This is a genomic window from Bartonella quintana (assembly GCF_009936175.1).
Lineage (GTDB): Bacteria > Pseudomonadota > Alphaproteobacteria > Rhizobiales > Rhizobiaceae > Bartonella > Bartonella quintana.
In genome coordinates this window covers 1537267-1563898 of the sequence record NZ_AP019773.1, presented here as the reverse complement: position 1 = coordinate 1563898, position 26632 = coordinate 1537267, and the positions used below count along the sequence as shown (strand labels likewise).

Below are 26632 nucleotides of genomic sequence, written 5' to 3'. Positions count from 1 at the left end.
CCAGGGAATTCGAGTGATATTACCAAGCCTCTCAGCTTGTTGAGTGTTTTGAAAATACATAAGTTATTGCTGTTGAAGGCTACAGAGGCGTGAAGAGATGGGAAAGCAGGACTGTATCTCTATTCTTTCCTTCCACTCGACTAAGAAAATACTGCGTCATGAATGAATATCTTCACAAAAAATGCTATTCAGATGTTTATTCTAACGATTTGATAAAAAACCTCTTTTTTATGAGGTTCTTGGTCTCTGTTTTAATCGTCTTCCGACTTAGAAGAATAAAACATAGAATCTGGACAAACTTTTTTAGGGAGTTTTATGATGCTTTTTGAAGAAGCGTAAAAGGTGCCTTTTATTTTTGGTGGATTGATACATTGTATATTTTTAAAAAACCGCTCTTTTTTAGGAGCGGTTTTCTGTATCTTTCTTCTTATATAAAAATAAATTTAAAACTGTAATTTTCTCTCTTCTTGTTGCTCTCTTATGCAGGTAGAAAGTCCCATATAATCGAGATATTTGAGGAAGGGATGCGGTGGTAATTCTTCTATGTTTACCATGGTTTTAACATCCCAATCGCCAGTGGCAATAAGAAGAGCAGCAGCAGCTGCTGGTACACCAGCTGTATAGGAAATACCTTGTGCACCGGTTTCATTGAAGGCTTGTTTGTGATCAGTTATATTATAAATAAAAACTTCTCTTGGTTTTCCACCTTTTTCGCCTTTAATAAGATCTCCAATGCAGGTTTTTCCTGTATAGTCTGGCGCTAAAGAAGCTGGATTCGGCAAGACGGCTTTTACGACTTTTAAAGGGACGACTTCTTGACCCTCTGCTGTTTTAATTGGTTGTTCTGATAAGAGTCCAAGATTTTTCAAAACGGTAAAAACGGTTATGTAACGTTCACTAAATCCCATCCAGAATCGAATATTTGGAACATCAAGATTTTTAGATAATGAATGAATCTCATCATGCCCCGTCATATAGGTTTTTTGTTTTCCAACAACGGGGAGATCCCATTCACGGCTGACTTCAAACATTTGATTAGAAGTCCATTTTTTATTTTGCCATGACCATACCTGTCCTGTAAATTCGCGAAAGTTAATTTCCGGATCAAAATTTGTAGCAAACCAACGCCCATGGTTTCCGGCATTAATATCAATAATATCAATATCGGTGATTTTGTCGAAATAATCATCACGCGCTAACGCTGCATAAGCATTAACAACACCAGGATCAAAGCCTGCACCTAAAATGGCTGTTATGCCAGCATTTCTACATTCTTGACGTCGCGGCCATTCATAATTGCCATACCAGGGAGGTGTTTCACAAATTTTCAAAGCGTCTTCATGAATTGCGGTATCGATATAAGCACATTTAGTTTCGATACAAGCTGAGAGAACAGACATATTAAGAAAAGAGGAGCCAACATTGATAACAATTTCGCATTTGGTTTTTTGAATGAGTTGTACAGTTTCTGCAACATTCATTGCATTGAGTGGATGGCTTTTAAGAATGCCTTCTACTTTCATCGCTTTTTTGTCTTTAATGGATTTAACAATTGTTTCACATTTTTTAAGTGTTCGTGAAGCGATATGAATTTCACCGAGAACATCGTTGTTTTGTGCGCATTTATGCGTAACAACTTGTGCAACACCTCCGGCACCAATAATAAGAACATTTTTCTTCATTTTGGGGTTATCTCCTTCTTAATATTGCCGCATGATGGTTTTTTTGTATATGATTTGCGTTATGAAAGGCTTTTTTGGTAATCATTATAGCTAAATTGGCGTTGAATTATTAGAGCTCCGCTAGATTCTTTAACGACAATGGCAGGCATTTGAAGGCCATTAAACCAGTTCTTTTTGACCATTGTATAGCCTGCAGCATCTTGAAAAGATAATCTATCACCTATTTTAAGGGGTTCAGGGAACCGAAATGTTCCAAAAATATCACCAGCAAGACAAGATTTTCCGCAAACCATAATTTCATGGGGACCTTGATTGGGTTCTAGTTTGGCGTTTTCACGATAAATTAAAAGATCAAGCATATGGGCTTCTGTTGAGCTATCAACGATAGCGAGTTTTTTTTCATTCTCCAATGTGTCAAGTACACTTACTTCTAGTGTCGTGCTTTTGGTAATAGCAGCTTCTCCTGGTTCTAGAAAAATGGTGACTCCATAGGTTTTTGAAAAGTGTTTTAGGCGTTCTGCAAAAGTTTCTAGAGGATAATTTTCAGCCGTAAAATGGATTCCACCTCCAAGACTTATCCAGTCAACCGCAGCAAAGAGTTCTGCGAATTGTTCTTCCATATGACTAAGCATTTTGTCGAAAAGATTAAAATCAGCATTTTCACAGTTATTGTGGATCATTAAGCCATTGATGAGAGGCAAAATTTTTTTAATAGCGCTTTGGTTAGTTTCGCCTAAGCGGCTAAAAGGGCGAGAGGGGTTTGCAAGATCAAAGTTTGATGCACTGATTCCTGGATTTAACCTTAAACCCCGTTGAATAGTTTTTGGTGTTTTAGAAAAACGTTGAAGCTGTTGGATGGAATTAAAGATAATTTTATCGGCATAATTACAAACTTCATCAATTTCATCATCTGCCCAGGCAACTGAATAAGCATGAGTTTCTTTACCAAATTTTTCTCTTCCTAAACGCAGTTCATACAGCGATGATGATGTTGTTCCATCCATATACTCGGACATTAAATCGAAAAGACTCCACGTAGCAAAGCATTTCAAAGCCAGCAAAATTTTTGCTCCTGACATTTCTCTTACGCGAGTGATGATTTCCATATTCCTTATGAGTTTAGATTTATCGATAAGATAATAGGGAGTTCTAATCATTGTTTATCCATTCATTTTTGAAGGATCTTATTCTTGAGATCAACGTTTAGTACATGGAGTAGCAGAATGTCTCAAGTGAAAAAGAAGCATAAAAGAGAATCTGCGTATCGTTTAGTGATAGAGAGATTGTCTGGAATCTAATTTTGGTTCGTTTTTTGTGAGATTTGTGTTATGCCTATAATGAAGAGTTCGTATTATGCTTTGATTATTGCACTCATCGGAAGTGTTTTTACAATAGTAACCAATATCACTGATTCTGCGCAAAAAAGCGATACTGAAGTTAAGGCATCTCACGCATCTCCAGTTCAAGAAAATGTGGCTCCTTTAATTTTTACAGGGCGCAGGGAACTTAACGGTTTCAAAGGCTATCGTCATTATCGACGCGGTTATCGTAAATATAGTGACGATTGGTGGTATCCTAAAACGGCATTCGTTGCATTTCCACATCTAAATACAAAGCATGTGCCATTAAAAGCAATATTAGCTTCGAAAAAAATGCTTTTGATTTCTTCTTCAGAGAAAAAAGAGCCATGGATGCTCAAACAACATGTTGATTCTTGTCGTGCGCGTTATCGTTCTTACAATAAAAATGATAATAGCTATCAGCCTTTTCATGGACCTCGTAAGCAGTGTCTTTCTCACTTTTTTAAGGGATAGAAAATGTTAAAGATGAAAATTTTTTAAGACATTTTGTGTGTTGAGCAGTTTTTCATCCAATGGTTGTTTTGTAAAAATTTTAAATATTTTTAAGGTTTATTAAATCTTATTATTGTAAGGGCAAAATGGGGTGATAAAAATGTAAATTTTCATTTTGTCATCAACAAAATGTTAAAGCCAAGACGGAGCTTAAAGAATGACAACATGGGAAGCAATGTTGATATTGCTGGTTTTGCTTCCCTTCGCTGGAAGTGCTGTTATTAGCTTTTTTCGTTCGACAGCAAAAAATAATGAAGCGTGGTTTGCTGGGGTTATTGCACTGTTCGGGCTTCTTTTTACAATAATGCTTTATCCAGCAGTTCACGGAAACCGTGTGGTGCGTTTAGATATTTCTTGGCTTCCAGAATGGGGGAGTAATTTGATTCTTCGTATGGATGGTTTGTCGTGGCTTTTTTGCTTGCTCATTACAGGAATTGGGTTGCTTGTTGTCGTCTATGCGCGTTATTACATGGATCCGGCGGATTCCGTACCGCGATTTTTTGCCTTTTTTTTAGCTTTTATGGGTTCAATGACAGGAATAGTCTTGTCGGGTAATCTCGTTTTTTTGGTAGTTTTCTGGGAACTCACCAGTGTTTTTTCTTTTTTGTTGATTGGCTATTGGTACCATAATGCAAGCGCGCGTGATGGTGCACGTATGGCTTTAACAATCACAGGTTTTGGTGGTTTTGCCCTTTTTATTGGGGTTTTATTGATTGGGTATATCGTTGGCAGTTTTGATTTGGATAAGGTATTGCAGTCTGGAGATATGATCCGGTCAAATCCTCTTTATGGTTCTGTCCTTATTTGTATTTTATTGGGAGGATTAACAAAAAGCGCACAGTTTCCGTTTCATTTTTGGTTGCCTAATGCGATGGCTGCTCCAACACCTGTATCATCTTATTTGCATTCGGCGACAATGGTAAAAGCAGGGTTGTTTTTGCTTGTTCGTTTATGGCCAGTATTATCCGGGACAGAATCCTGGTTTTGGCTGGTTGGTTTTTCAGGACTCTCTACACTGCTGCTTGGCGCTTATTTTTCTATGTTTCAGCAAGATCTAAAAGGTCTGCTTGCTTACTCAACCATTAGTCATCTTGGATTGATTACAACGCTTTTAAGTCTTGATAGTCCACTTGCATGTGTTGCGGCGATCTTTCATATGGCCAATCATGCTACTTTTAAAGCTTCTTTATTTATGGCAGCTGGCATTATTGATCACGAAACGGGGACACGTGATATGCGTAAGCTGACAGGTCTTTATCGCTCTATGCCTATTACAGCAACTCTCGCTTTGGTGGCGAGTGCAGCTATGGCCGGAGTTCCTTTGCTGAATGGTTTTTTATCAAAAGAAATGTTCTTTGCTGAAGCTGTTGAAAAACATATGGAATCATGGCTCGATTGGATTGCACCTTATGTGGCAACGCTTGCTAGCCTATTTAGTGTCACCTATTCTGTACGCTTTATTCATGGTGTTTTTTTAGGACCAAAACCTATCAACTTACCCAAAACTCCACATGAACCACCACATTTTATGCGTTTACCAATGGAATTTTTGGTGTTTATTTGTTTGGCGGTTGGTATTTTGCCTAATTTCACAATAGGGCCCATTTTAGATAATGCAGTCGTATCTGTTTTAGGACCGATGACAATCCCTTATAGTTTGGTTGTTTGGCATGGGTTTAATACTCCATTAATGATGAGCTTTGTTGCTTTATTAGGAGGCGGATTACTCTATGCTGTCGGACATCGTTATTTTTTATCCTGTGATGATGGAGCCCCTTTTTTTCGTCATTTGAAAGGGCCACGTATTTTTGAACGCATTCTCGTGATTATTTCTTGGAAATGGGCACGTGCAGTGGAATCTGCTTTGTCAACACGCTGTTTGCAGATACAGTTGCACTGTATTTTTTTTGTGTGTTTTGCATTTGTTGGTCTTTTACTTTGGTGGGATGGTTTCATTTCAGCGGGGCCATTACCACTTTTTCCTCTTGATATTCCTTTTCTCGCTCTTTGGTTGGTTGGCGGATTATGTGCGCTTTTAGTTGCTTGGCAAGCAAAGTTTCATCGTTTTGCATCACTCATGTTGTTAGGGGGAGCTGGTTTGATGACTTGTGCGACTTTTTTATGGCTTTCTGCACCTGATTTAGCGATAACACAACTGGTGGTTGAAGTTGTGACAGTTGTCTTATTATTGCTTGGTTTGCGGTGGTTGCCTAAACGTTTGCATCATCCTGTTCCAATGTCCGTTCGTTTTTTTGTTCGCTTACGTCGTGTCCGTGATTTCGTCATAGCACTTGTGGGAGGTGCTGGTGTAGCATGGCTTTCTTTTGCAGTGATGACACGCCCTCAAGGTCAGACAGTTTCTGATTTTTTTCTGACTCATGCTTACTGCAGTGCTGGTGGTCGCAATGTTGTAAATGTTTTGTTGGTTGATTTCCGTGGTTTTGATACTATGGGGGAAATTGTGGTTTTGGGTGTTGTTTCTCTCACTGTTTTTGCTCTTTTGCGACGGTTTCGTCCTGCTCCTGAAAGTATTGATGCGCCTTTTCAGCAACGTGTTCAGAAAGCTTTTGATATGGCACAGCCTGGTCAGAATGTGGGGGATACAATATTGAATTATCTAGCTGTTCCTGGTGTTATTACGGAGTGGCTCTTTTCAGTTATTATTGTTTTTTCTATTTATTTATTCTTGCGAGGGCATGATCTCCCAGGAGGCGGATTTGTTGGTGGTGTGACTTTAGCGATAGGCTTTATTTTACAATATCTTGCACGTGATATTCGTTGGGTAGAAAACCATTTAAGGGTTTTGCCTTTGCGCTGGATGGGCTTTGGCTTATTGTTGTCCGTAGCAACGGGAATAGGGGCTTGGTTTTTTGGGTATCCTTTTTTAACGTCCTTTTTTCAATATACGTATCTTCCGTTAATTGGAAATGTTCCAATGGCATCTGCTTTTTTGTTTGATTTTGGTGTGCTTTCTCTTGTGTTGGGAGCAACTGTTCTCATTTTAATTGCGCTGGCACATCAGTCGATTCGTAGTTACCGAATCGGTAAAAAACCTGTTTCGAGAGAGAAGGAGAATTAATGGAAATTGTTCTTTCTTTAGGCATCGGTGTTCTTATCGGATCAGGCATTTGGCTTGTTTTACGTCCACGAACTTTTCAGGTCATTCTTGGTTTGTCTTTAATCTCCTATGGTGTCAATCTTTTCATGTTTTCAATGAGTAGACCGCGCAGTAATGCTGCGCCAATTGTTGATCCTACTACTGTTATCAATCCAGCTAATTATGTCGATCCTCTCCCACAGGCCTTGGTTTTAACCGCAATTGTGATTAGTTTTGCAACGACAGCTTTGTTTTTGGTTATCCTTCTGGTTTCACGCGGTTTAACGGGTTCAGATCACGTTGATGGACGTGAGGTTCAGTGATGAAAATTGGGGTACATCATCTCCTTATTTTGCCTATCCTTTTGCCACTAATTACTGGAGCACTTCTTCTTTTCTATGATGAACGCCGTTCAAAACTTAAATCATTAATAAGCCTTTTTTCTGCTGGATTGTTGGTTGTTATTGCTGTTTTATTGATTATTCGTACTCTTAAAATAGCACCAGCTTTGGATGTTTATCGGCTTGGAAATTGGCCCTCTTCCTTCGGAATTGTTTTGGTTCTTGATCGTTTAAGCGCTATGATGCTTTTGCTTTCCAGCTTGTTAATCACTGCTGCGTTGGTTTTTGCGCGAGCTCATTGGTACAAAGCTGGTCCTCATTTTCAGTCACTGATGCAATTTTTCATGGTGGGGATAAATGGTGCTTTTTTAACAGGTGACTTGTTCAATTTATTTGTGTTTTTTGAAGTTATGTTAACAGCTTCTTATGGGCTTGCTTTGCATGGTTTTGGTCAGTCACGTGTGCGTGCAGGGTTGCATTATGTTGTGGTTAATCTTGTTGCTTCGTTACTTTTTTTAGTTGGTACAGCACTCATTTATGGAGTTGTGGGCACTCTTAATATGGCCGATTTAGCTATCAAAATAAAGCATATAGCTGCTGAGGATATTGTTTTATTCGAAATAGGTGCTGCATTTTTGGGAATTGCCTTTTTGCTCAAAGCAGGTATGTGGCCGCTTAATTTTTGGTTGATGCCGACTTACAGTGCAGCAGTAGCGCCCGTTGGAGCTTCTTTTGCACTTTTAAGCAAGGTGGGTATTTATATCATTTTACGTTTAACACTGCTATGGTTTGGTCCTGAAAGTGGATATTTTAGCCATTTTGGTCATGCGATTTTGTTTTATGGTGGACTTGCCACTCTGGCTTTTGGTTTTATTGGAGTATTGGCAAGTCAGGTCTTGGTGCGTTTAGCGGCTTATAGCGTTCTTGTATCTTCTGGTACATTGTTAGCAACAATCGGAATTGGCAATATAGCACTTATAGCAGGTGCACTTTTTTATATTGTTTCTTCAACTTTAGCACTCGGCGCTTTTTTTCTTCTGGTGGAGTTAGTTGAACGCTGTCAAGATATAGCTGCCAATGTTTTGACTGTTACAATGGAAGTGTATGGCGATGATGAAGATGAGGAAGAAGATGAAGTTGGTACCTATTTTCCAGTAACCTTGGCGATTCTCGGGGCTTGTTTTGGTATTTGTGCCATTTTGATTATTGGGTTGCCGCCTTTTTCTGGTTTTTTTGCTAAATTTATGATGTTCATGGCGGTTTTAAATCATAGTAAAGAGGACTTTTCTGCTTCTCTACCGGTTTACCATGATTGGCTTTTTGTTTTTTTTGTCATCATGTCTGGTTTTGCAACTTTGATTGCTATGACACGAATAGGTGTTCGAACTTTTTGGGTTTCTCTCGAAGGGAGGGTTCCCCGTGTACAAGTGATAGAATTTGCGCCTATTGCTGTTCTCCTTTCTTTGTGTTTTCTTATAACAATTGTAGCCGGTCCTGTTAGTCATTATATGTATGAAACTGCTAAGACTTTGTATGAACCTCAGAATTACATTGGGAGCGTTTTAGATGATTTTTTTCTCGAAAAGAGGGAAATGAGTCGATGAAATATTTTTGTCCTTTCCCTTTTTTCGGTGCGGCAATTGTTTTTATGTGGCTGACTTTAAATGGTTTTAATTTGGGTCAATTGCTTTTAGGCATTATAATTGCTTTGTTTGTTGGTTGGATGAGGCAGCTTCTTGAACCGGAAAAGATCACTATTAGAAGTTGGTGGGCGGTTTTTCGTCTCATTTTTCGAGTATTTATAGATTCTATATCCTCAAATGTTTCAGTAGCTTGGTTTGTTTTAACAAAAAGATCTCGAGAACAGCAGTCGGGTTTTATTGTGGTCCCTCTTTTGCTTGAAAGTCGCATTGCTTTGGCTGTTTTAGTTTGTATACTTTCAGCAACTCCTGGAGCTGTTTGGATTGCCTATAATAGAAAAAATGGTGAACTTTTGCTTCATGTCTTGAATTTAAAAAATAGATATAATTACCAACAGTTGATCAAACAACGGTATGAGCAACTGCTTTTGGAGATTTTCTCATGAGCATGATGATCCTTTATTGGGGGCTTTTCTTTTCGCAGTTTTTTTTAAGTGTGGCGATGATCCTTGCACTGTTTCGGTTGATTCGTGGTCCACGGGCGCAGGATCGGATCGTTGGTTTGGATGCTCTTTATATAACCGCTATTCTTTTGTTTCTTACATTCGATATTCGCTCAGGAACAACTATTTATTTTGTAGCGGCTCTCATTATTGGGCTTTTAGGTCCTGTTTCAAGTATCGCTTTGGCGAAGTTCTTAATGCGTGGAGAAGTTATTGAATGAAGGATGATGTATCGCTTGCAGTCGCTATTGTTATCACTTTTTTCTTAATATTGGGATCTGGATTGACACTGATAGGAACGATAGGTTTAGTGCGTTTTTCCAGTTTTTATGAGCGTTTGCATATGCTTTCAGTGGCTGCAAGCTGGGGCGTTGGCAGCATTCTCATTTCTTCGTTTCTTTACTCAATGCTTGTGGATCATCATTTTGTTTTTCATGAAATATTGCTGATGCTTTTTTTGCTCCTAACAGCACCGGTCGCTTCCATGTTGCTCTCACAGGCAGCGGCTTATCGACACCACTCAGACGATCAGTCAGAAAAGCCGCTGGCTCTTTTATTACATCAGACAGAAGAAAAGCTTCCCGAATCAGAAAAAACATTATGTGATGAAAGCCAATAAAGCCAACGCAGTTTTTGAAATGCAACAGCTCTATTTTACTCCGTGCTTTTTTCTTCTACACAGCGGATGGGCTTTTCTTCTTTTGGATCATTAACGAGATCATAAAGTAAGGCTTCGTTTCCTTTTGTCCACCAAATATATGGACCTCCCACATATTTTGCTCCAGAAGCAGCAATGACATTGGAACCTATGATGCGCTTTCCTTTCCATTTGAAATCAACTAACGCAATGTTGCCGGCAGTGAGATAGGTTACTTCAACATGCTCTTTGTTTGTTTCCATATCACATTGATAAGAACTTGTCTGAGTTATCAGCTCTGGATTATCTGGTATCTCAATGATTAAAGAATCAGCAAAGGCATTGATTGAACCGAAGAGTGATAGACTTAAAATGACGAAAAATCGTATAGTAAAAGGTTTTTTTTTCATAATACTTTCTAAATGTTATTCAGAATAATAATGTTGATTGATCTTTACAGAGGATAGGTTTTTTTTCTTCTGGGTCATGAGCAAGATCATAAAGCATGACTTCGTTATTGGTTTTCCACCAGATGTATTGGGCCCCTGCATATTTTACTCCCGTGTCAGCAATGACATTAGCGGCAATGACGCGATCACCTTTCCATTTGAAATCAACCAACGAAATATTATCAGCATTAAGATAGACTGCTTCAACATGCTTTTTACTTTTTCCAGTATCGCACTGATAAGCAATGGTCTGTGTTGTTGGTTCTGGATTGTCTGGTACTTCAAGGATTAAAGAACCAGCGAAGGCATTGGTTAAGCTGAAGAGTGATAGGTTTAAAGCGGAGAAAAATCCTAAAATGTGTAAAGTTTTTTTCATAATACTTCCTTACTGTGCAGAAAGAATAATTTGACTTATACGATGGTGTCTACGGCAGGACTCGAACCTGCGGCCCCAGGATTCATACCACTTCGATTTTCATCGCCAGCTTGACAGGCTGTTTGTGGTCTGGACTGTCTCTTCACCTTGAGCTTTTGTCCTTTAGGTGCTGCCCGTTCAGTCTCTACACCTTCCTCTGAAGAGAGGGTTGGCTCGGGATTGGCATATAGTCTCCCATGAAGCTTTCCCCGAATTTGAGCAGATTCACTTTGAGGATTTCTCCTTAAAGTGCCCAATTTCTTTAGGAATCCTGTGCTCTATCCTACTGAGCTACGCAGACATCATCATTAATCCTTGTAATAGAAGTATAAAAACGAATCAATTATATTCAATATGAATTAACGAATTTCCGCCAATTTTTGTTCCAGAAAAGCCAAAACTGTTTCTGGTGAAACAGTTTTTGCAATAAATGATTGACCAAGGCCGCGCGTTAAGATGAAGGTCAAATTGTTTTGCGAAACTTTTTTATCTTGCGCAATGAGAGTCATCAATGTTTCAGCCTCGGGGAGCTTCCCTGGGATATCTTTTAGCTGCGTAGGCAATCCCACTGCTTTGAGGTGTGCTTCAACGCGTTGTATGAGGGTGGGGTTTATTAAATTTAGTTGAGCAGAGAATTGGTGTGCTAGAACCATCCCAATTGCTACAGCTTCGCCGTGGATTAAACGGCTTGAGTCGTAAGCAGTTGCTGTTTCAAGCATGTGTCCAAATGTATGACCAAGGTTTAATAATGCACGTTCTCCTGTTTCGTGTTCGTCGCGTGCTACAATGTCAGCTTTAAACTGACATGAGCGGACAATGGCTTCCGTTCGTGTTGGGCCATTCGAAAAAATTTTTTGCCAATTTTTTTCGAGCCACTCAAAAAAATCAGGCTGGCTAATAAGACCGTATTTGACTATTTCCGCGTAGCCAGCGCGAAATTCACGTAATGGTAGTGTATCAAGGAAACACGTGTCAGCAATAACGCATTGCGGTTGATAAAAAGCGCCAATAAGATTTTTACCATATCGGCTATTGATTCCCGTTTTTCCCCCAACAGAAGAGTCAATTTGTGCGAGAAGCGTTGTGGGCATTTGAATGAAGTTCATTCCACGGCGTATAATACTTGCGGCAAACCCTCCTAGGTCGCCAATGACACCACCACCAAAAGCAATGACGCAGTCGCCTCTTTCTAAACGCGCAGCGAGAATTCTATCAATGACGATTTGCAGAGTTAAAAATGATTTTGATTGCTCGCCTGCTTCGACAATAATTGGAACAGTATGGATTTTATTTTTTGTTAATTCTGCTTGTAATGTATCTAAGTGGAGAGATGCAACATTGCTATCTGTAACAAGTGCAAAACGCGTTTGATGAAGATCTTTTTTGTGAAGCGAATGCTTAATCTGCCAAATAGCTTGTGCGACCAGACCTGGACCAATGATGATGTCGTAACAGTGCTTGTCCAGTTTAACAGTGACGGTCTTGGTTTGCATGCTGGTTATTCCTATCGTTAATTTCTGTATAGATGTAGTTCTGTACAGACCGTATAACATTTTGTGCTACAGTATGGCGGCTTTCCTTATAACTGTTAATTGTTAAGTTTGCTTTTGCATAGATAGGGTAGCGTTGTTCCATGAGTTTTTTCATGGTTTCTTTAGGGTTTGCTGTTTGAAGGAGTGGTCGCGTTGGGTGTCGCGAAACACGTTTCATGAGAATATCAAGATCTGCTTTGAGCCATATAGATATACCATTTTTATTAATGACTTGTCGGATATCTTTATTTATGTAGGCACCGCCACCTGTTGCTAAAACAAGAGGACTTTTTTTCATGAGGCTTAGAGTAACATGCTGTTCAAGAGCACGGAATTCTGATTCACCATAAACTTTAAAAAATTCAATGATTGTCATTTGTGCAGCTTTTTCAATTTCCTGGTCAGAATCGTAGAAGGGCAAACCGAGCATGGTAGCAATGCGTTTTCCGATTACTGATTTGCCTGCACCCATAAGACCAACAAGTACAAGTGCTCGTTTATCAAGAGACGATAAAAGCTGCTTTTTTATTTGTGTTATCGGGATATGTTCGGGATGATTAGTTTTCATGACTTTATTTCGGCATTTATCCGCCTTAAAGTCAATTCCTGTTAATCTTTATAAGGCATGATTAAGTGATAGAGTATTTTTGGATAGTATTATCTTATGCCAACATTGACTAGATTTTTGATGATTCTTTTCATTTTGCTTGCTGTTCTTTTCAGTATAATGGTCATTCTCGTGGTTTGGGTTGAACCGGTAACTGTGGATATGTATATTGATGTCCCCTTGGATTCATGGAACCTTTCTTCAGAAGCGAATCAATGAAATGAAAAGTAATGCTGTGATAGATCATTTTCTCGAGATGATGAGTGCGGAGCGAGGGGCTTCTACGCATACACTTGCAGCTTATCAGCATGATTTGCAATGGGCACAAGACGAATTGTCTTTGCACTCTGTTTCGCTTTTTTCAGCACAAAAAGAAGATTTAATTGGTCTTTTATCGCTCATGCATATTCTTGGTTTTGCAGCGTCTTCACAAGCGCGTCGTTTGTCGACTTTGCGTCAGTTTTATCAATTTCTTTATGCAGAGGGAATGAGAGTTGATGATCCCTCGCATGATCTTGATGCACCGCGTCAGGGGCGTCCTTTGCCCAAAGTTATAAGTGAGGATGGGGTGACAAAATTGCTTGATTTGGCGCAGTTGGAAGTCAATCAGGCAGATTATGGGTCCAAAGGTCATTTCCGCGCATTGCGTCTTCAGGTATTGATTGAAATGCTTTATGCAACAGGGCTGCGCATCAGTGAGTTGGTGAGTCTTCCGGTGCAGGCTGTCCGCGGGAAGGAGTACAGTATTTTAGTTCGCGGTAAGGGCAAAAAAGAACGTATAGTCCTCTTATCGAAAAAAGCATGCCAAGTTCTTTCACAGTGGTTGAGCTTGCGTGATCAGCGAAAGGATGCTGCGAGTCCTTATCTTTTTCCTGCGCGTTCAGAGACGGGATATATTGCTCGTCAGGTTGTTGCACGGGAGCTGAAAGGTCTTGCAAGAAGAGCAGGGATAAAAAGTTGTGGCTTTTCTCCCCATGTGTTGCGTCATGCTTTTGCTAGTCATCTTTTGCAAAATGGTGCTGATTTGCGTGCAGTTCAACATTTGTTAGGCCATTCTGATATCGCTACAACCCAGATTTATACACATGTTTTGGAAGCAGGACTTTATCGTTTAGTCAATGAGCATCATCCACTTGCTGACGAGCAGAGGGCGCAGAAAGTTAAGTAAAGAAGAGGTGATGTTTTTGAAAAATACTTTATAAAGCAAATTATAAGTATATAACTTACACCAAATAAGTTGAGTGCAATGTATAATTATCTTAATTTTGAAAAACCGGTTGCTGATCTCGATGGGAAAATTCTTGAATTAAAAAAGATTTCTCAAGAAGAAGGCAGTCTTGATATGAGAGACGAGATCGCGCGTCTTGAAATGCGTTCCCAAACGGCATTGCGTGATATTTATAAAAAATTATCGCCGTGGCAAAAAACACAAGTAGCTCGCCACCCTGATCGTCCCCATTTTATGGATTATTCTGCACGACTATTGAGTGATGTCACACCTTTGGCAGGAGACCGCAAGTTTGCTGAAGATGAGGCTATTCAGGCGGGGTTCGCACGCTTTAAAGGTGAAGCAATCGCTTACATAGGTCAGGAGAAGGGTCACGATACGCAAACACGTTTGCGCTATAATTTTGGTTCTGCGCGTCCAGAAGGATATCGTAAAGCTGTACGTATCATGGAAATGGCTGACCGTTTTGGTTTGCCACTCCTGACTTTTGTCGATACGGCAGGCGCTTATCCTGGTGTGAGTGCTGAAGAACGCGGTCAAGCAGAAGCAATTGCTCAATCAACAGCAGCAACTTTGCGCTTAAAAGTTCCAGTTGTTTCGGTTGTTATTGGAGAAGGAGGATCAGGTGGGGCGATCGCAATTGCTGCGGCCAACAAAGTTTATATGTTGGAGCATGCGATTTATTCTGTTATTTCACCAGAAGGGGCCGCTTCTATTTTATGGCGTGACCCAACCCGCGCGAAAGATGCTGCAATGAATCTGCGTATTACCGCACAAGATCTGTACCAGTTAAAGATTATTGATGGCATTATTCCAGAGCCTCTGGGAGGAGCACATCGGGATAAAGAGGCTGTGATTGATGCGACAGGCAATATTATCTCTGTTGCTTTAGAATCTATGATTGGCAAAGAGGGCCAGGCTCTTAAACAAGAACGTTGGGAAAAATATCTTCAAATTGGTCGGTCTCTAACATAAGTGGTTTTTTGTAAGGGGATGGATTGGAGTTTTATTCGATGACATTCAATAGAATCTTCGCAGCATGTGTTTTGTTTGCAATTGGAATATTAACGGCATGCAAGGAAAGATTGCCGGCTTCTATTCGTGCTAAAATTGAGCAGCCGCTCCCCCAAGAAGTCCAAAATAAAATGGTTCTGCATAATATCGATCCCTATGCGCCGATTATGATGAGATTTTTTAAGGAAGAAAATGTTGCTGAAATTTGGAAACAGTCCCGTTCTGGGCCTTTTGTACTGGTGGCGCGCTATGACATTTGCAAATGGTCGGGTCAGCTTGGACCTAAATATAAGGAAGGGGATCTTCAGACACCGGAAGGCTTTTATACGATTAGCGCAGATCAAATGAATCCTTATTCGAAATATTATCTTTCTTTTAATATAGGATTTCCCAACCTTTATGATCAGGCGCATGGTCGTACAGGAAGCAATCTTATGGTACACGGTTCTTGCTTTTCCGTTGGTTGTTATGCCATGGGCGATAAGAATATGGCACAGATTTATGCTTTTGCACGGGATGCTTTTAGAGGTGGACAAAAAGAATTTCAATTGCAGGCTTTTCCTTTCCGGATGACCAACGCTAATATGGAGCGCCATAGCACTGATCCTCATTATCAATTCTGGGTTATGCTCAAAGAGGGTTATGATTTCTTTGAGGAGAATCGTAAGCCTCCAACAGTTGATGTTTATAAAAAGCGTTATGTTTTCAGTACTAATAAAACTTCAATTTCTTTAATACAGTGAGTGTCATTTTATTGCAAAATGCAGATCTCTTTACTTTTCAGAATGTTTTTATTCTTCTAAAGGATATGTGAACGCTTGCGGCGAGATATCATGGAAGGTGTTCGAAAGTCCATAACGTATCTATCAAAGAATTTTATTTATTGAAGGTCGGAAGAAAAATTAAAACTTTATTCCTGGAATAATCAAGGAGTTGTCCAATATAGCGGTTTTGTCTGCAGTATCTATTGCCGGTTTGTTTAAAAAGGCATTGAAGAGTTTTTGTATCACTTCTTTTTCAACACCATTAACGATGATGACAAGACGGGTTTGAGTGATTCCTTTTAGCCATGCTGACAATTTTATTGGCGGATAAAAAATGTCTGTAGACTGTGCAAAACAAGTGGACGATGTGAGTCATCACGCAATGCGATAATTGCTTTGATCCGTAGTAATTTTGCGTCATAAAGCTCTTTTAGGAGATCTAAAAAGGCCGTTAATAGTGGCGAAATCAATAGGCTTTTTACAGTCTAGTGAAAAAGAACGAATAGTCCACTGGTGAGTATAATCATGTGGAACAATAATGCACCATTGTTTAAGTTCTAAATTTTTTCTTTTTTCATTCCATAATGTTTTACTTAATTAATGCACTTAAACAGCCAATGGTCAGAACAGATATCGATGATTCCACGCCATCGGGTTAATCACTCTGAGTGTGCTGAGGAGTGTATTTGAAAGTGTTTTTTGGTCAGTCAGTTCTGTTTTTGTGAGGATAATTTTGTCAGCAAGCGCTATTTATTTTTGTATTTCAGGATAGCGCTCAAAGATGAAAAGCGTGCTTACTGTATCAAATGTTGCAAGAACAGCATCGATGGATAATGCATGCATTAAGAATGAATGGCTTAGAAGAGCTTGTAAAATAGGGCTTGGATCAGGTACACCTGTTGTTTTAATGATAATGCGATTGAGTTGTCTAAGATGTCCTGTATGAACGCGATCAACCAAATCGATTAATGTATCAATGAAATCACTGCATAAATTACAACATAAGCAACCGTTAGCAAGTTCAATGGTTTTTTAAACCAGAAGGTGGTCAATACTGACTTCACCGAATTCATTGATGATAGCAGCACTATCAGCCAAAAGAGTGTCCATACGTTTGAGCAAGGTTATTTTGCCAGAGCCTAGAAAGCTGGTAATAAGCGTAAGAGGAATGCGCTTTGTTTTCTCATGAGAGGATCATCGAGTGTGGCTTGAAGCCTTTTTCATAGGGCGGCGGTTTGCTTGTTTTTTACGCGGAATAGAAGGTTTTCTTTTGATTTTAGGTGTCTGTGGCGTGCTAATGAGTCGTACAGGTAAAGGAAGAGAAGAAGAAGGCGAAGCAGCGATAAAAGGTGAATTAAGGATAATATTGCCTTGATCATCATAAGAATTCGCATGCATTTTCATGGCTTCAGGCGTGCATGTTTGTTGTCTCATATCGCTTGCTTGTATCATTTTAGTGCCATAGGGTTCTAGTGTTGCTAGTGTTGATTGGAGCGATCCTTGATGCAAAAAACCTCTTTCAAGAAGTTGTGCAGCTTTTTCTTCTCTTTCACTTATGGTGTTAGATCCTAGAATAACAGCAATAATTGTGCGCTTATTGCGGGTTGCTGAGGCAACAAGGTTAAAGCCAGAGGCACAAATAAAGCCTGTTTTCATGCCATCTATTCCATCAAAACGACCAATGAGGTTATTTGAATTGGGCTGAATCTTTCGTTTGTTACCAAAATCAATGGCTGGAATAGAAAAATAATGGGCATATTGAGGAAATTCCCGGCGAATCTGAACTGCTAAAAGAGCAATATCGCGTGCTGTGGAGTAATTATGTGGGTCTGGTAAGCCACTTGCATTGGTAAAATGGGTTCCAAACATGCCTAAACGTTGAGCCTCGGCATTCATTTGTTGCACAAAAGCTTTTTGTGAACCAGCAACCGCTTCACTCATAGCAATGGCCAAATCATTGGCAGATTTAACCATGGTGATACTTAAGGCTGTATCAAGTGTAAGAACAGAACCAGCTTTATAGCCTGAATGATATGTGGGAGCTTTCGCTGCATATTCGCTGATGGTAATGTGTTTGTTGGATGAAATTTTTCCTATGCTCATAGCGCGAAAAATAACATAAGCGGTCATTAATTTTGTTAAGGAGGCAGGATACCAGCGCTCAAAAGCTTGATTATGTTCTAAGATGCGTCCCGTTGTAACATCAACAGAGATAAAGGGTTGCGCCAGAACGATAGTACTCGTCAAATTCAAAATGAAAGACAAAAACAAGTTATAGAGGAGCTGTCGCATTCAATGAGTCCAATTCCTTTTTATGCGTGATTTAGAATTATTTTAATGTAGCACACAATGCTTTTGAGTCCAGAATAGAGGGGACAAATGGTTAATGATGGTATCCATTTTTCTTCAGGGATAAAAATCAGCATCCATTTTTACCATCTCCCTTTTTTTGGTTTTACGGCTTTCGAAAATATTGAAAACAATATCTTTTAAATCATGAAAATTGCTAAGAAGTTTACGCTTTTTTTTCACGTTCTTTAAGGAGATTATAATCCTCACGAAGAACAGTGAGTCATTGTGCTGATCATTCACGGTCGTGTCTCAAAAAGACATTTTCACCTTGCCCCCATCGCATCTCTCGGCAGTGTTAGTAAAAGATAGATTTCTTGGTTACTACCACCTTTACACTTATAAAAGATACACCAGAACCATTATTCGATTTTTCAGCTCCCAATGTTGTATCTGCTCTTGCAATAAGATGATTCATAAAAGGCATATTGCGTTATTTTTTAAACAATTTTGATTCCCACATCAATTCTTCTTGGAATGTGCAAGCAAACGTTTTTTTGATTCTAAATTAGAGGATTTGAAATGAGAAAAACTTCCTGTCTTTAGTCTTTTCAGTAAAAGGAAAATTGATAAATTATCTTTATAAATTAATGTCTTGCTTCATAGTGATTCAGTTTTTGAAGCTTTTTAATAGCACAGGGTGGCATAGGTGGAGGGCTAGAATCTTGTGCTGCTAATAAAAGCAATTCATCACAGGCTTTTTCTGTTTTTTGGACAAGTCGCTCTATAAAATCACTTTTGCTTAAACCAGCCTCTATAGGAGGAAGAATGCGAACGCGGATTATTCCAGGATAGCGGCGAAAATTGTTGCGTGGCCAATATAAACCGGCATTGTGAGCAATGGGAACAACTTGAAGTCCCAGTTCATTGTAGAGAGCAAAAATCCCTGGTTTATAATCTGGTTCTTGACCTGGCTGTCGACGTGTCCCTTCGGGAAAGATCAAAATTTGGCGCTCTTGTTTTGCTTTTTCTTTTGCTTTTTGTATGATGGTTTTCAAGGCTTTAATGGGGGTTGTTCGGTTAATGGGGATAATTTGTGTTTTTGCCATGTACCAACCAAAAAATGGAATCCACGTCAGTTCACGTTTTAGAATGAGAGCGGGATCATCAAAATAAGGGATGAGACTAAAGGTTTCCCATGCGGATTGATGCTTTGGAGCGATGATATAGGCTCCGTTCGGGAGATTTTCTAATCCTTCAATTTCGTAGTTTGTACCTGCAATGTGTTTTTGCAAAAAGAGTGTAACGCGCGCCCATGTTTTAGGCACAATCCATGCTTTTTTGCGTGGCAGTAAAAAATAGATAGGAGCGTAAAGAATCATTTGTATGAAAGTTGTTGTATAAAAAGCGAATGTAAAAAGAAGGGAACGAAGGATAAGCACTATATTTTCCATTTTATATTTACAAGAAGACTGTGTATATAGCCCACTTTACGCGAAGAAATATCTCTTTTTTATGTTTTTTCAAACATCTACTTTTTAGGGTATTTATTTTTTGATATTTAAAAACATAAGGAAAGGGACTGATGAAATTACAGGTTAGCCAAGACACTCTTTTTATTCCACGGATTTTATCTATTGCAGGGACTGATCCTTCTGGTGGTGCTGGAATGCAAGCGGATTTGAAGGCTTTTTCAGCAATGAAAGCCTATGGCATGAGTGTGGTTACGGCTGTGGTTGCACAAAACACACAAGGTGTACGTGCTTTTCATGCATTGGATGCGTCTTTTGTTGCCGACCAAATTGATTCGGTTTTTGAAGATATTCGTGTTGATGCCGTTAAGATTGGTATGGTGGCAAATGCTCAAATTGCTCAAACTATTGCAGAGCGTTTAGCTTACCATAAAGCTCGTTTTATTGTTTTTGATCCGGTTATGGTGGCAAAAAGTGGTGATGTTCTTTTAAAGCCTGATGCGATTGAAATTATTCGTGATGTTCTTGTTCCTCTGTCAACTCTGATCACGCCGAATTTACCTGAGGCAGCTATGTTGTTGGGACGTGAAGTGAGATGGTCGTTAGACGCTATGTACCAATATGGTCCACAGCTTTTGGCACTTGGTTGTGGTGCGGTTTTATTAAAAGGTGGACATCTAAACAGCCTTTCTCATACAAATGAGGCCAATTACGATCGGTCCAGCCCAGATCTTTATTGTGATTCTAAGGAGGTTATGAAACTTGAAGCCTTCCGTTTCATAACCCCCAATGATCACGGTACAGGCTGTACGATTGCGGCTGCAATTGCAGCACTTTTGCCGACAGAGCCTTTAATTTGCGCGGTAAAAAGAGCAAAAGACTATCTCAATAATACTTTAGCGGCTTCAAGTGCTTTGCAAGTAGGGAAAGGACGTGGTCCGGTTCACCATTTTTGTGAATTATGGAACGAAAGATAAAGGAACAATTCTCGAAAAAATGATTGTTTTGAAGCATTATGGTCTAATATTTAGTTTTATCTTAAGTAGGAAGAGCAAAAAAACTTCGAAAATCAGAATTTAGCAGTAAAAAGAAGAAAAAGCTTTGAAAGTTTGAAAAATTGCTTTCGAAAAAATAAATCGGTACAAAACCTGACGAAAAACTACACACAATGCATTCTAGAAGAAGACTTTTGTTAAAACAGATCACTACGCAACTCATGGAGCGGGCGATGGGATTCGAACCCACGACCCCAACCTTGGCAAGGTTGTGCTCTACCCCTGAGCTACACCCGCTCATACATTTGAAACATATCTTACTTCAAACGCTGTTTGTATGACCTAGGATTCTGCGAATTGCAACAAAAAAATAACATTTCAATGTGAATTTATTTTTCAAGATTTAAAAAGTGGAAATAAAAATTGATTTTGGAAGTTTTCTTTCAATAAATTGTCCCTCTTGATTATTACATGTGAGTGGAGTGATGATATTTAGAGTCGTAAGTTTTTGTGTTGCCATGATGGCTGGCTATTTTTACGATGAATCGCTTTGCAAAAACAACAGAGAAAGTTAAGGCAGCGATTATACAGATTATGTTGCATCCTGCTGCGGATGCAGTCCGCGAAGGGTGGAGAATGTGCTCGCAGAACGTGCCCTACGCTGATAAAAAATTTGAACTCACTTTTTTATCAGCGTAGGGCAGTATTTCTACATTCTACAGCAACACAAATTGCATGTAAATTTGGTGGTGATAAACTTGATGTAATTGTTGCTATTAGCACCTCTTCAGCACAAACAATGCCTGTGGCAACGAAAAAAAATTCCTATTGTTTTTGCTGCGATTTCTTATTATATCGGAGCTAAAATAGTGTCTTCGCTTACCAAATCTGGTAATGTGGCAGAACTTCTGATCGTATAGATGTTGCAGAAAGTGTTAAACTTTTGCAAGAAGTGAAACCAGATTTGAAAAAGCTTGCTTATCTTTATAATGCTTCTGAACCTAATTCTTTTTCAAAACTGAAAATGTTAGAGGATGTTGCAAGTAAAGCTGGAGTTGAAGTCATTCCTTCATCAATGCCTAAACTTTCTGATGTTCAAGCAGCAACACGGGCTTTAATTCGTAAGGTCGATATCATTTTTGTTCCTGCGATAATACGGTTATTTCTTTTTAGAGGGAGCAACAAAGGTTATACAAGAAACGAATTCCTTTATTTATGGTCGATGCCAATGCCATTAGGCAGGGTCCTTTTATGACGCAGGGCGTAAATTTCTGAGTTGATGCTGGGAAATTGGTTGTACGTATACTAAAGGGTGAAAAGCCTGGCGATATTGATGTTGTGCAAACAGCTAATAATGATCCGAATTGATATGAAAGCAGCCAAAAAGGCTGATATTGTTATTCCACAAGCGGTTATTGAACGCGCAACAAAGATTATTCAATAGGCTTTTCTTGACATGATATGGACCTGATAAAGCATGTTAATTTTCATTTGGTGCTCTTTGGAATATTTGCATTTTCCAGTTTTATAGAGTTAGGTCTTAGTTATGCGTTTGTTGCGATTGAAGTTTATCTCTCGTTTCGCATTTTAGATTTTCCTGATTTAACTGTTGATGGTTCGTTTCTTCTTGGATCATGTGTTTGTGGTGTTTTGATTCTTTTAGGTTTCAATCCATGGACAGCTATGATGTGTGCTTTTTTTTGCAGCTATGGTGGCAGGTTTGTTAACAGCTTTGCTGAATTTGTGGTTTGGTATTTTAAATTTTTGGCTTCAATTTTAACAATGTCGGCACTCTATACGGTTAATCTTCGTATTATGGGGATTATGGGAGGGGCTAATGTTAATTTGGCGCTTGTTAATACTACTTTAACACCTTTTTATGGCATATTTTGTTTGTCTGATATTTTTGTGTGTCCTCTTTTTATTGGTTCTGTATTATTGGTTGTGGTATTTTTGATTTAGCGTTTTTTGGAAAGTAAGATAGGTCTTGCCATGCGAGCGATGGGAGCCAATCCGCGTATAGCTACGGTGCAAGGAGTTTATACGTCAGGGTTAATTTATTTTGGTATGGGGCTCGCAAATGCGTGCGTTGCACTTGGAAGCTCTCTTTACATTCAAACCGTGATTGCTACCAATATGACTGGTGGAGTTGGTACGATTGTCTTCGGTTTAGCAGCGATTATTATTGGTGAAACGTTATTTCGTCCGCGTAATATTTTTTGGAGTATTATCAGTTGTATTGTCGGATCTATTACCACATGGCAGTACAGTTTGCATTTGAGCCACACGGGATTGGTATTGATACGTCGACGGATCTTCAGTTGATCACTGCACTTTTAGTTTTTTCAACCCTTTATTGTATCACGCTATTGGAGGAGGCATAAACATAATTGAGTTCTCTCATGTCAGGGTTGCTTTTAAACCGCAAACACTTTTGAGGTAGCTTTGTTACCGTTATTGGCTAAAATGGTGCCGGCAAATCAACTTTGCTTAGTGTTTTGGCTAAGACATTCTTCTTACAGAGGGAAAAGTGTTGATCAATGAACAAAATGTTTCTCGACAATTGATAAGTGAGCGAGTTAGGAGGGTTGTCTTGTGTTTTTCAAGATTCGTTAATGAGGAGCTGTGGTTCTTTGACAATTGAAGAAAATTTGGCGCTTGCAGCTCTTTGCGAGAGTCGCCATGGTTTGCGTCAGTCTTAAATCATGAAAAACGGCAATTTTTCGAGATGAAATTGCCAAATTAGGTCTCGGTCTTGAGGTGTTTATTCATAATCCTATGAACAATTTATCAGGTGGGCAACATCAAGCGGTTTGTCTTGTTATGGCCACTTTAGCACATGCGGATGTTTTAATGTTTGATGAGCATACTTCAGTATTAGATCCAGGAATGGCTGATTTTGTCATGGGGTTGACCGAAAAAATCGTTGAAGAGAAAAAATTAACAACTATTATAGTGACGTATTCTATGCGTCAGGCTCTCTCTCATGGAGATCATAGGCTGATGTTGCATGGGGGCAAAGTGATTTTGGATGTGCGGCAAGAAGAATGTAAAAGGTTGGATGTGAGTAATCTTAGATGTCTGTTCCAAAAGGTTCATAGTAAAATTCTTGATGATGATGGATTTTTAATGGATTAATGTTTTGGCTCAAAAAAAAGCGCATGAAGTTGATCACTTTCTAACGCGCTTTGCGCGTTCTTTTCCTATTGTTCTCATTTACGGGCCTGATCGTGGCCTTGTTTGCGAGCGTGTACAACGTTTTGTTAAGCTCACACAGATAGCTGTAGAAGATCCTTTTTCGACTGTTCGTTTGGATGCTGCTGAAATTGATAAAGATCCTGCTCGATTGGTAGATGAGGCGCGTACTTTATCGCTTTTTGGGGGTGATCGTTTGATATGGGTGTCTAACGGCGCTCATCAAAAAAACTTCCTTGCAGTGCTTAAGATTTTAATAAAAGAACCACCAGAGAAAAGTTTTATTCTTATTGAGGCAGGTGATCTCAAAAAAGGGACAGGGCTACGGAATATTATTGAATCGGCGTCAATCGCGATGGCTTTGCCCTGTTTTGCGGATGATATCCGTGCCCTTGATACATTAGTTAATGAAGTTTTGGATCATTTTAAGATGACCATTTCTTTGGATGCACGAAAGTGGTTGCTCCATCATTTGGGAGGGGATCATCTTGTTTCGCGTGGTGAATTAGAAAAGCTCTGTCTTTATGCTTTAGAGAAAACACATATTGCTCTTGAGGATGTGAAAGCTGTGGTAAGCGATGTTAGTGCGCTTTCTCAAGATGAAGTGATCGACGCTGTTTTATTGGGAGATATAGCAGGTTTTGAAGCGCATTTTAGCCGACATGCAACACTACAAAATGCACTTTTTTTTATTTTGAATACTGCGCAAAGACACTTTCAACAATTACAGCTTTTACGCTATCAAATAGATGTTGAGGGTAAAAGTGCTTTTACAGTGATCTCACAAGCGCAGCCACCAATTTTTTTTCAGCGGAAAAAGACAATTGAACATGCTTTGAACTATTGGGGTATGGAACAAATTTCTTATGCCATGGAACGCCTCCAAGGTGCTGTTTTAGAGAGCCGTAAAAATCCACTTTTGGGGGAAGCGATCATTCGTCAAGCTTTTTTGGCACTAGCAATTATTGCGCGCCGCCAAATGACTACTTTAAATATTGAGCTGTCTTTATGAGAGTTTATTTGAAAGTTTTATGAAATAAATTTTTCTTTCATAAGATTGTTTGTTTTTATACGTTTGATAAAAGACGAACATCATTTTCGTCAAGGAATCTGTCTAATCAACAAGGGTGTTAAGGGTGTTATTTTTATCAAATTTTCTTTGTTGGAAAAGCAAATTTACCTCATATTTGCTTGATTTATGGCATCGAAGGGAGAAAAAATGTTTTTAAAATCACGGCATCTTTTTGCATCAATTGTTTAGCGGAGTTTTCAGCATTTGAAAAAACTGTGTTTATATTGCTGCTTTAAAATTTTTCCGCGATATAATCCAAGCTACTCACTCTGTGAAGAAAAATTGGCATTTGCTTGTATTTTAGAAAGCTTTTTGGAATAAAATTTGGTGATATTTTGTGCAGAGCGGTTGTTATTATTGATCAACAACTTGTGAGAGAGCATTTGTATCCTGTGTAGTGATGCGTGTGTGTAAACAATAAATTGACAAGTTTTAGAGCTTGATGCTACGTTTTTTATCACCAATTTTGGAGGTATATTTTCTAGATAAAATGGTTTGTTAATGGGTTGCTCGGATGATTGTTGGACGGTGCGTAACTTTAATAATTCTTTTCTCTTGTCGGTTATGGTTTTTTAAATGTTTGATCCATAACTCTTGAACAAACAGACGGACGGATTTTGACTTTGTTGCCGTTTTCAAAGAATCTTTAAAGGTGAAAGATGCTCTATATTCATTTTGAAAAAATAGCACTCATTGGCATTGGTCTTATTGGATCTTCTTTAGCAAGAGCGATTAAAAAGAAAAATCTCACAGCTCATATTTCTATTGCAACGCGTCGTCAAGAAACACTGAAAAGAGCACGCGAATTAGACCTTGGGAATTTTTATACAACAAATAATGCAGAAGCTGTTGAGGGAGCAGATTTGGTTATTATTTCTGTTCCTGTTGGAGCTAGTGCACAAGTGGCAAAAACGCTTCATGATTCTTTAAAACCTGGAGCGATTGTCAGTGATGTTGGCTCTACAAAAGCATTAGTTATTGCAGAAATGGCACCTTTATTGCCTAAAACGGTTCATTTTATTCCTGGTCATCCGATTGCTGGAACGGAATATTCGGGACCGGATGCTGGTTTTGCTGATTTGTTTATGAATCGCTGGTGTATTTTAACGCCTTTTGCTGAAAGTGATGCTTCGGCTGTAGCACGATTGACAGCATTTTGGGAAGCTTGTGGAGCCCGTGTCGAGAAGATGGACCCTAAACATCATGATCTTGTTTTGGCTATTGTTTCGCATTTGCCGCATTTGATTGCTTATAATACTGTCGGAACAGCAAGTGATTTAGAAAAAGTGACGAATTCAGAAGTCATTGCTTATTCCGCTTCAGGTTTTCGTGATTTTACCCGTTTGGCATCTTCTGATCCCGTTATGTGGCGCGATATTTGTTTGCATAATAAAGATGCCATTTTAGAAATGTTGAGCCGTTTTAGTGAAGGGCTTGCTTCTTTAGAACAGGCAATTCGTTTGGAAGATGGTGAGACACTGTTTAATTTTTTTACGCGTACACGTGCTGTTCGCCGCAATATTATTGCTGCTGGGCAGGAAATTGATGCTCCTGATTTTGGGCGTCATAATGTTTCTAAAGAGAGCACGTAAAAAAGCTTTTTTGTTAAATTTTGCTGATTTTTCAGAAATTTATAAGATATTTTTTCTTTATTCATTTTAAGTTTATCGATTGTGAGAGAAGCCATTACTCTGGTGCAGATGCGCGTGGTTCAAAAGGTTTTAATTGTGTGCCAGATTATTATTGGTGATTATAGGCATATAATGGACAAAAAGAACTCCTGATTCTGCAGGAGAAACAAAAAAATTAAGCCATTAGCTGCTTTGTCTATGCATTGCTTTCTTTGT

Annotated in this window: 22 protein-coding genes, 1 tRNA gene and 4 pseudogenes; 16 read left to right on the top strand and 11 right to left on the bottom strand. The window is 39.1% G+C overall.

Annotation, left to right across the window (positions count from 1 at the left end; translation table 11 throughout):
* Positions 1-443: 443 nt before the first annotated feature.
* On the bottom strand, positions 444-1682 hold the full coding sequence (locus tag MF1_RS06485; RefSeq protein WP_014924617.1) for a saccharopine dehydrogenase family protein: 1239 nt from the start codon (positions 1680-1682) through the stop codon (positions 444-446).
* Positions 1683-1741: 59 nt separating this feature from the next.
* Positions 1742-2839, bottom strand: coding sequence for a carboxynorspermidine decarboxylase (gene nspC, locus MF1_RS06480; RefSeq protein ID WP_161510726.1), 1098 nt, complete (start codon positions 2837-2839; stop codon positions 1742-1744).
* Positions 2840-3010: 171 nt separating this feature from the next.
* Here nspC and MF1_RS06475 point away from each other — a divergent pair, with 171 nt between their 5' ends.
* From MF1_RS06475 to mnhG, 7 genes are all read left to right on the top strand, one after another.
* Entirely contained in the window at positions 3011-3496 is a 486-nt protein-coding gene (locus MF1_RS06475; RefSeq protein ID WP_161510725.1) for a BA14K family protein, read from the top strand.
* A 196-nt stretch (positions 3497-3692) separates the two neighbouring features.
* Positions 3693-6614, top strand: a complete 2922-nt coding sequence (locus MF1_RS06470) for a monovalent cation/H+ antiporter subunit A (RefSeq protein WP_161510724.1) — start codon at positions 3693-3695, stop codon at positions 6612-6614.
* Positions 6614-6955: a Na+/H+ antiporter subunit C gene (locus MF1_RS06465; protein WP_014924613.1), complete on the top strand. Its 342-nt coding sequence runs from the start codon at positions 6614-6616 to the stop codon at positions 6953-6955. The genes MF1_RS06470 and MF1_RS06465 overlap by 1 nt, the downstream gene beginning before the upstream one ends.
* Positions 6955-8577: a monovalent cation/H+ antiporter subunit D gene (locus MF1_RS06460; RefSeq protein WP_014924612.1), complete on the top strand. Its 1623-nt coding sequence runs from the start codon at positions 6955-6957 to the stop codon at positions 8575-8577. Before MF1_RS06465 ends, MF1_RS06460 begins: the two co-directional genes overlap by 1 nt.
* Positions 8574-9059 (top strand): Na+/H+ antiporter subunit E, encoded by a 486-nt coding sequence (locus MF1_RS06455; protein ID WP_161510723.1) that lies wholly within the window; start codon positions 8574-8576, stop codon positions 9057-9059. The genes MF1_RS06460 and MF1_RS06455 overlap by 4 nt, the downstream gene beginning before the upstream one ends.
* A complete protein-coding gene (locus tag MF1_RS06450) occupies positions 9056-9337 on the top strand; it encodes a K+/H+ antiporter subunit F (protein ID WP_042995529.1) in 282 nt (93 codons plus the stop codon). Before MF1_RS06455 ends, MF1_RS06450 begins: the two co-directional genes overlap by 4 nt.
* Entirely contained in the window at positions 9334-9735 is a 402-nt protein-coding gene (mnhG, locus tag MF1_RS06445; RefSeq protein WP_011179943.1) for a monovalent cation/H(+) antiporter subunit G, read from the top strand. The genes MF1_RS06450 and mnhG overlap by 4 nt, the downstream gene beginning before the upstream one ends.
* Before the next feature lie 35 nt (positions 9736-9770).
* Here the strand turns inward: mnhG and MF1_RS06440 are convergent, their stop codons facing one another.
* The 5 genes from MF1_RS06440 to MF1_RS06420 all read right to left on the bottom strand — a co-directional run bounded on the left by MF1_RS06440 (position 9771) and on the right by MF1_RS06420 (position 12717).
* A complete protein-coding gene (locus MF1_RS06440) occupies positions 9771-10163 on the bottom strand; it encodes an MliC family protein (protein WP_161510722.1) in 393 nt (130 codons plus the stop codon).
* Positions 10164-10182: 19 nt separating this feature from the next.
* The gene (locus MF1_RS06435) at positions 10183-10578 is read right to left on the bottom strand and encodes an MliC family protein (protein ID WP_014924608.1); all 396 of its coding nucleotides are present in this window, start codon (positions 10576-10578) and stop codon (positions 10183-10185) included.
* 35 nt (positions 10579-10613) lie between these two features.
* Positions 10614-10874, bottom strand: a complete 261-nt coding sequence (locus tag MF1_RS06430; protein WP_042995527.1) for a hypothetical protein — start codon at positions 10872-10874, stop codon at positions 10614-10616.
* A 102-nt stretch (positions 10875-10976) separates the two neighbouring features.
* A complete protein-coding gene (aroB, locus tag MF1_RS06425; RefSeq protein WP_161510721.1) occupies positions 10977-12110 on the bottom strand; it encodes a 3-dehydroquinate synthase in 1134 nt (377 codons plus the stop codon).
* Entirely contained in the window at positions 12085-12717 is a 633-nt protein-coding gene (locus MF1_RS06420) for a shikimate kinase (protein WP_161510720.1), read from the bottom strand. The genes aroB and MF1_RS06420 overlap by 26 nt, the downstream gene beginning before the upstream one ends.
* Before the next feature lie 259 nt (positions 12718-12976).
* On the opposite strand from MF1_RS06420, the gene MF1_RS06415 reads away from it, so the two are divergent.
* The 3 genes from MF1_RS06415 to MF1_RS06405 all read left to right on the top strand — a co-directional run bounded on the left by MF1_RS06415 (position 12977) and on the right by MF1_RS06405 (position 15741).
* The gene (locus MF1_RS06415; RefSeq protein WP_161510719.1) at positions 12977-13924 is read left to right on the top strand and encodes a site-specific tyrosine recombinase XerD; all 948 of its coding nucleotides are present in this window, start codon (positions 12977-12979) and stop codon (positions 13922-13924) included.
* 78 nt (positions 13925-14002) lie between these two features.
* The gene (locus MF1_RS06410) at positions 14003-14959 is read left to right on the top strand and encodes an acetyl-CoA carboxylase carboxyltransferase subunit alpha (RefSeq protein ID WP_011179937.1); all 957 of its coding nucleotides are present in this window, start codon (positions 14003-14005) and stop codon (positions 14957-14959) included.
* A 38-nt stretch (positions 14960-14997) separates the two neighbouring features.
* Positions 14998-15741, top strand: a complete 744-nt coding sequence (locus tag MF1_RS06405; protein WP_161510718.1) for a L,D-transpeptidase family protein — start codon at positions 14998-15000, stop codon at positions 15739-15741.
* A 159-nt stretch (positions 15742-15900) separates the two neighbouring features.
* Here the strand turns inward: MF1_RS06405 and MF1_RS06400 are convergent.
* The 3 genes and pseudogenes from MF1_RS06400 to MF1_RS06390 form a co-directional block, all read right to left on the bottom strand.
* Positions 15901-16932 (bottom strand): annotated as a pseudogene (locus tag MF1_RS06400) (CobW family GTP-binding protein).
* Between the two features lie 24 nt (positions 16933-16956).
* On the bottom strand, positions 16957-18054 hold the full coding sequence (locus MF1_RS06395) for a D-alanyl-D-alanine carboxypeptidase family protein (RefSeq protein ID WP_161510717.1): 1098 nt from the start codon (positions 18052-18054) through the stop codon (positions 16957-16959).
* A 644-nt stretch (positions 18055-18698) separates the two neighbouring features.
* Complete coding sequence (locus MF1_RS06390; protein ID WP_161510716.1) at positions 18699-19493, bottom strand: lysophospholipid acyltransferase family protein; 795 nt, start codon at positions 19491-19493, stop codon at positions 18699-18701.
* A gap of 143 nt (positions 19494-19636) precedes the next feature.
* On the opposite strand from MF1_RS06390, the gene thiD reads away from it, so the two are divergent.
* Positions 19637-20500 (top strand): bifunctional hydroxymethylpyrimidine kinase/phosphomethylpyrimidine kinase, encoded by an 864-nt coding sequence (thiD, locus tag MF1_RS06385; RefSeq protein ID WP_011179933.1) that lies wholly within the window; start codon positions 19637-19639, stop codon positions 20498-20500.
* A gap of 240 nt (positions 20501-20740) precedes the next feature.
* On the opposite strand, the gene MF1_RS06380 is transcribed toward thiD, so the two are convergent.
* A tRNA-Gly gene (locus tag MF1_RS06380) sits at positions 20741-20815 on the bottom strand.
* 221 nt (positions 20816-21036) lie between these two features.
* Here MF1_RS06380 and MF1_RS07250 point away from each other — a divergent pair.
* The 5 genes and pseudogenes from MF1_RS07250 to MF1_RS06355 all read left to right on the top strand — a co-directional run bounded on the left by MF1_RS07250 (position 21037) and on the right by MF1_RS06355 (position 26377).
* A pseudogene (locus MF1_RS07250) lies at positions 21037-21962 on the top strand (ABC transporter substrate-binding protein).
* 17 nt (positions 21963-21979) lie between these two features.
* A pseudogene (locus MF1_RS06370) lies at positions 21980-22912 on the top strand (ABC transporter permease).
* Positions 22905-23656, top strand: a pseudogene (locus MF1_RS07175) (ABC transporter ATP-binding protein). Before MF1_RS06370 ends, MF1_RS07175 begins: the two co-directional pseudogenes overlap by 8 nt.
* Before the next feature lie 4 nt (positions 23657-23660).
* Complete coding sequence (gene holA, locus MF1_RS06360) at positions 23661-24725, top strand: DNA polymerase III subunit delta (protein ID WP_161510715.1); 1065 nt, start codon at positions 23661-23663, stop codon at positions 24723-24725.
* A gap of 719 nt (positions 24726-25444) precedes the next feature.
* A complete protein-coding gene (locus tag MF1_RS06355; protein WP_014924594.1) occupies positions 25445-26377 on the top strand; it encodes a prephenate/arogenate dehydrogenase family protein in 933 nt (310 codons plus the stop codon).
* The last annotated feature ends 255 nt before the right edge of the window (positions 26378-26632 follow it).

Excerpts from the sequence above, each read along its gene's own strand:
- MF1_RS06485 (WP_014924617.1), bottom strand. The coding sequence starts at position 1,682 with ATGAAGAAAAATGTTCTTATTATTGGTGCCGGAGGTGTTGCACAAGTT.
- nspC (WP_161510726.1), bottom strand. The coding sequence starts at position 2,839 with ATGATTAGAACTCCCTATTATCTTATCGATAAATCTAAACTCATAAGG.
- MF1_RS06475 (WP_161510725.1), top strand. The coding sequence starts at position 3,011 with ATGCCTATAATGAAGAGTTCGTATTATGCTTTGATTATTGCACTCATC.
- MF1_RS06470 (WP_161510724.1), top strand. The coding sequence starts at position 3,693 with ATGACAACATGGGAAGCAATGTTGATATTGCTGGTTTTGCTTCCCTTC.
- MF1_RS06465 (WP_014924613.1), top strand. The coding sequence starts at position 6,614 with ATGGAAATTGTTCTTTCTTTAGGCATCGGTGTTCTTATCGGATCAGGC.
- MF1_RS06460 (WP_014924612.1), top strand. The coding sequence starts at position 6,955 with ATGAAAATTGGGGTACATCATCTCCTTATTTTGCCTATCCTTTTGCCA.
- MF1_RS06455 (WP_161510723.1), top strand. The coding sequence starts at position 8,574 with ATGAAATATTTTTGTCCTTTCCCTTTTTTCGGTGCGGCAATTGTTTTT.
- MF1_RS06450 (WP_042995529.1), top strand. The coding sequence starts at position 9,056 with ATGAGCATGATGATCCTTTATTGGGGGCTTTTCTTTTCGCAGTTTTTT.
- mnhG (WP_011179943.1), top strand. The coding sequence starts at position 9,334 with ATGAAGGATGATGTATCGCTTGCAGTCGCTATTGTTATCACTTTTTTC.
- MF1_RS06440 (WP_161510722.1), bottom strand. The coding sequence starts at position 10,163 with ATGAAAAAAAAACCTTTTACTATACGATTTTTCGTCATTTTAAGTCTA.
- MF1_RS06435 (WP_014924608.1), bottom strand. The coding sequence starts at position 10,578 with ATGAAAAAAACTTTACACATTTTAGGATTTTTCTCCGCTTTAAACCTA.
- aroB (WP_161510721.1), bottom strand. The coding sequence starts at position 12,110 with ATGCAAACCAAGACCGTCACTGTTAAACTGGACAAGCACTGTTACGAC.
- MF1_RS06420 (WP_161510720.1), bottom strand. The coding sequence starts at position 12,717 with ATGAAAACTAATCATCCCGAACATATCCCGATAACACAAATAAAAAAG.
- MF1_RS06415 (WP_161510719.1), top strand. The coding sequence starts at position 12,977 with ATGAAAAGTAATGCTGTGATAGATCATTTTCTCGAGATGATGAGTGCG.
- MF1_RS06410 (WP_011179937.1), top strand. The coding sequence starts at position 14,003 with ATGTATAATTATCTTAATTTTGAAAAACCGGTTGCTGATCTCGATGGG.
- MF1_RS06405 (WP_161510718.1), top strand. The coding sequence starts at position 14,998 with ATGACATTCAATAGAATCTTCGCAGCATGTGTTTTGTTTGCAATTGGA.
- MF1_RS06395 (WP_161510717.1), bottom strand. The coding sequence starts at position 18,054 with ATGCGACAGCTCCTCTATAACTTGTTTTTGTCTTTCATTTTGAATTTG.
- thiD (WP_011179933.1), top strand. The coding sequence starts at position 19,637 with ATGAAATTACAGGTTAGCCAAGACACTCTTTTTATTCCACGGATTTTA.
- MF1_RS06355 (WP_014924594.1), top strand. The coding sequence starts at position 25,445 with ATGCTCTATATTCATTTTGAAAAAATAGCACTCATTGGCATTGGTCTT.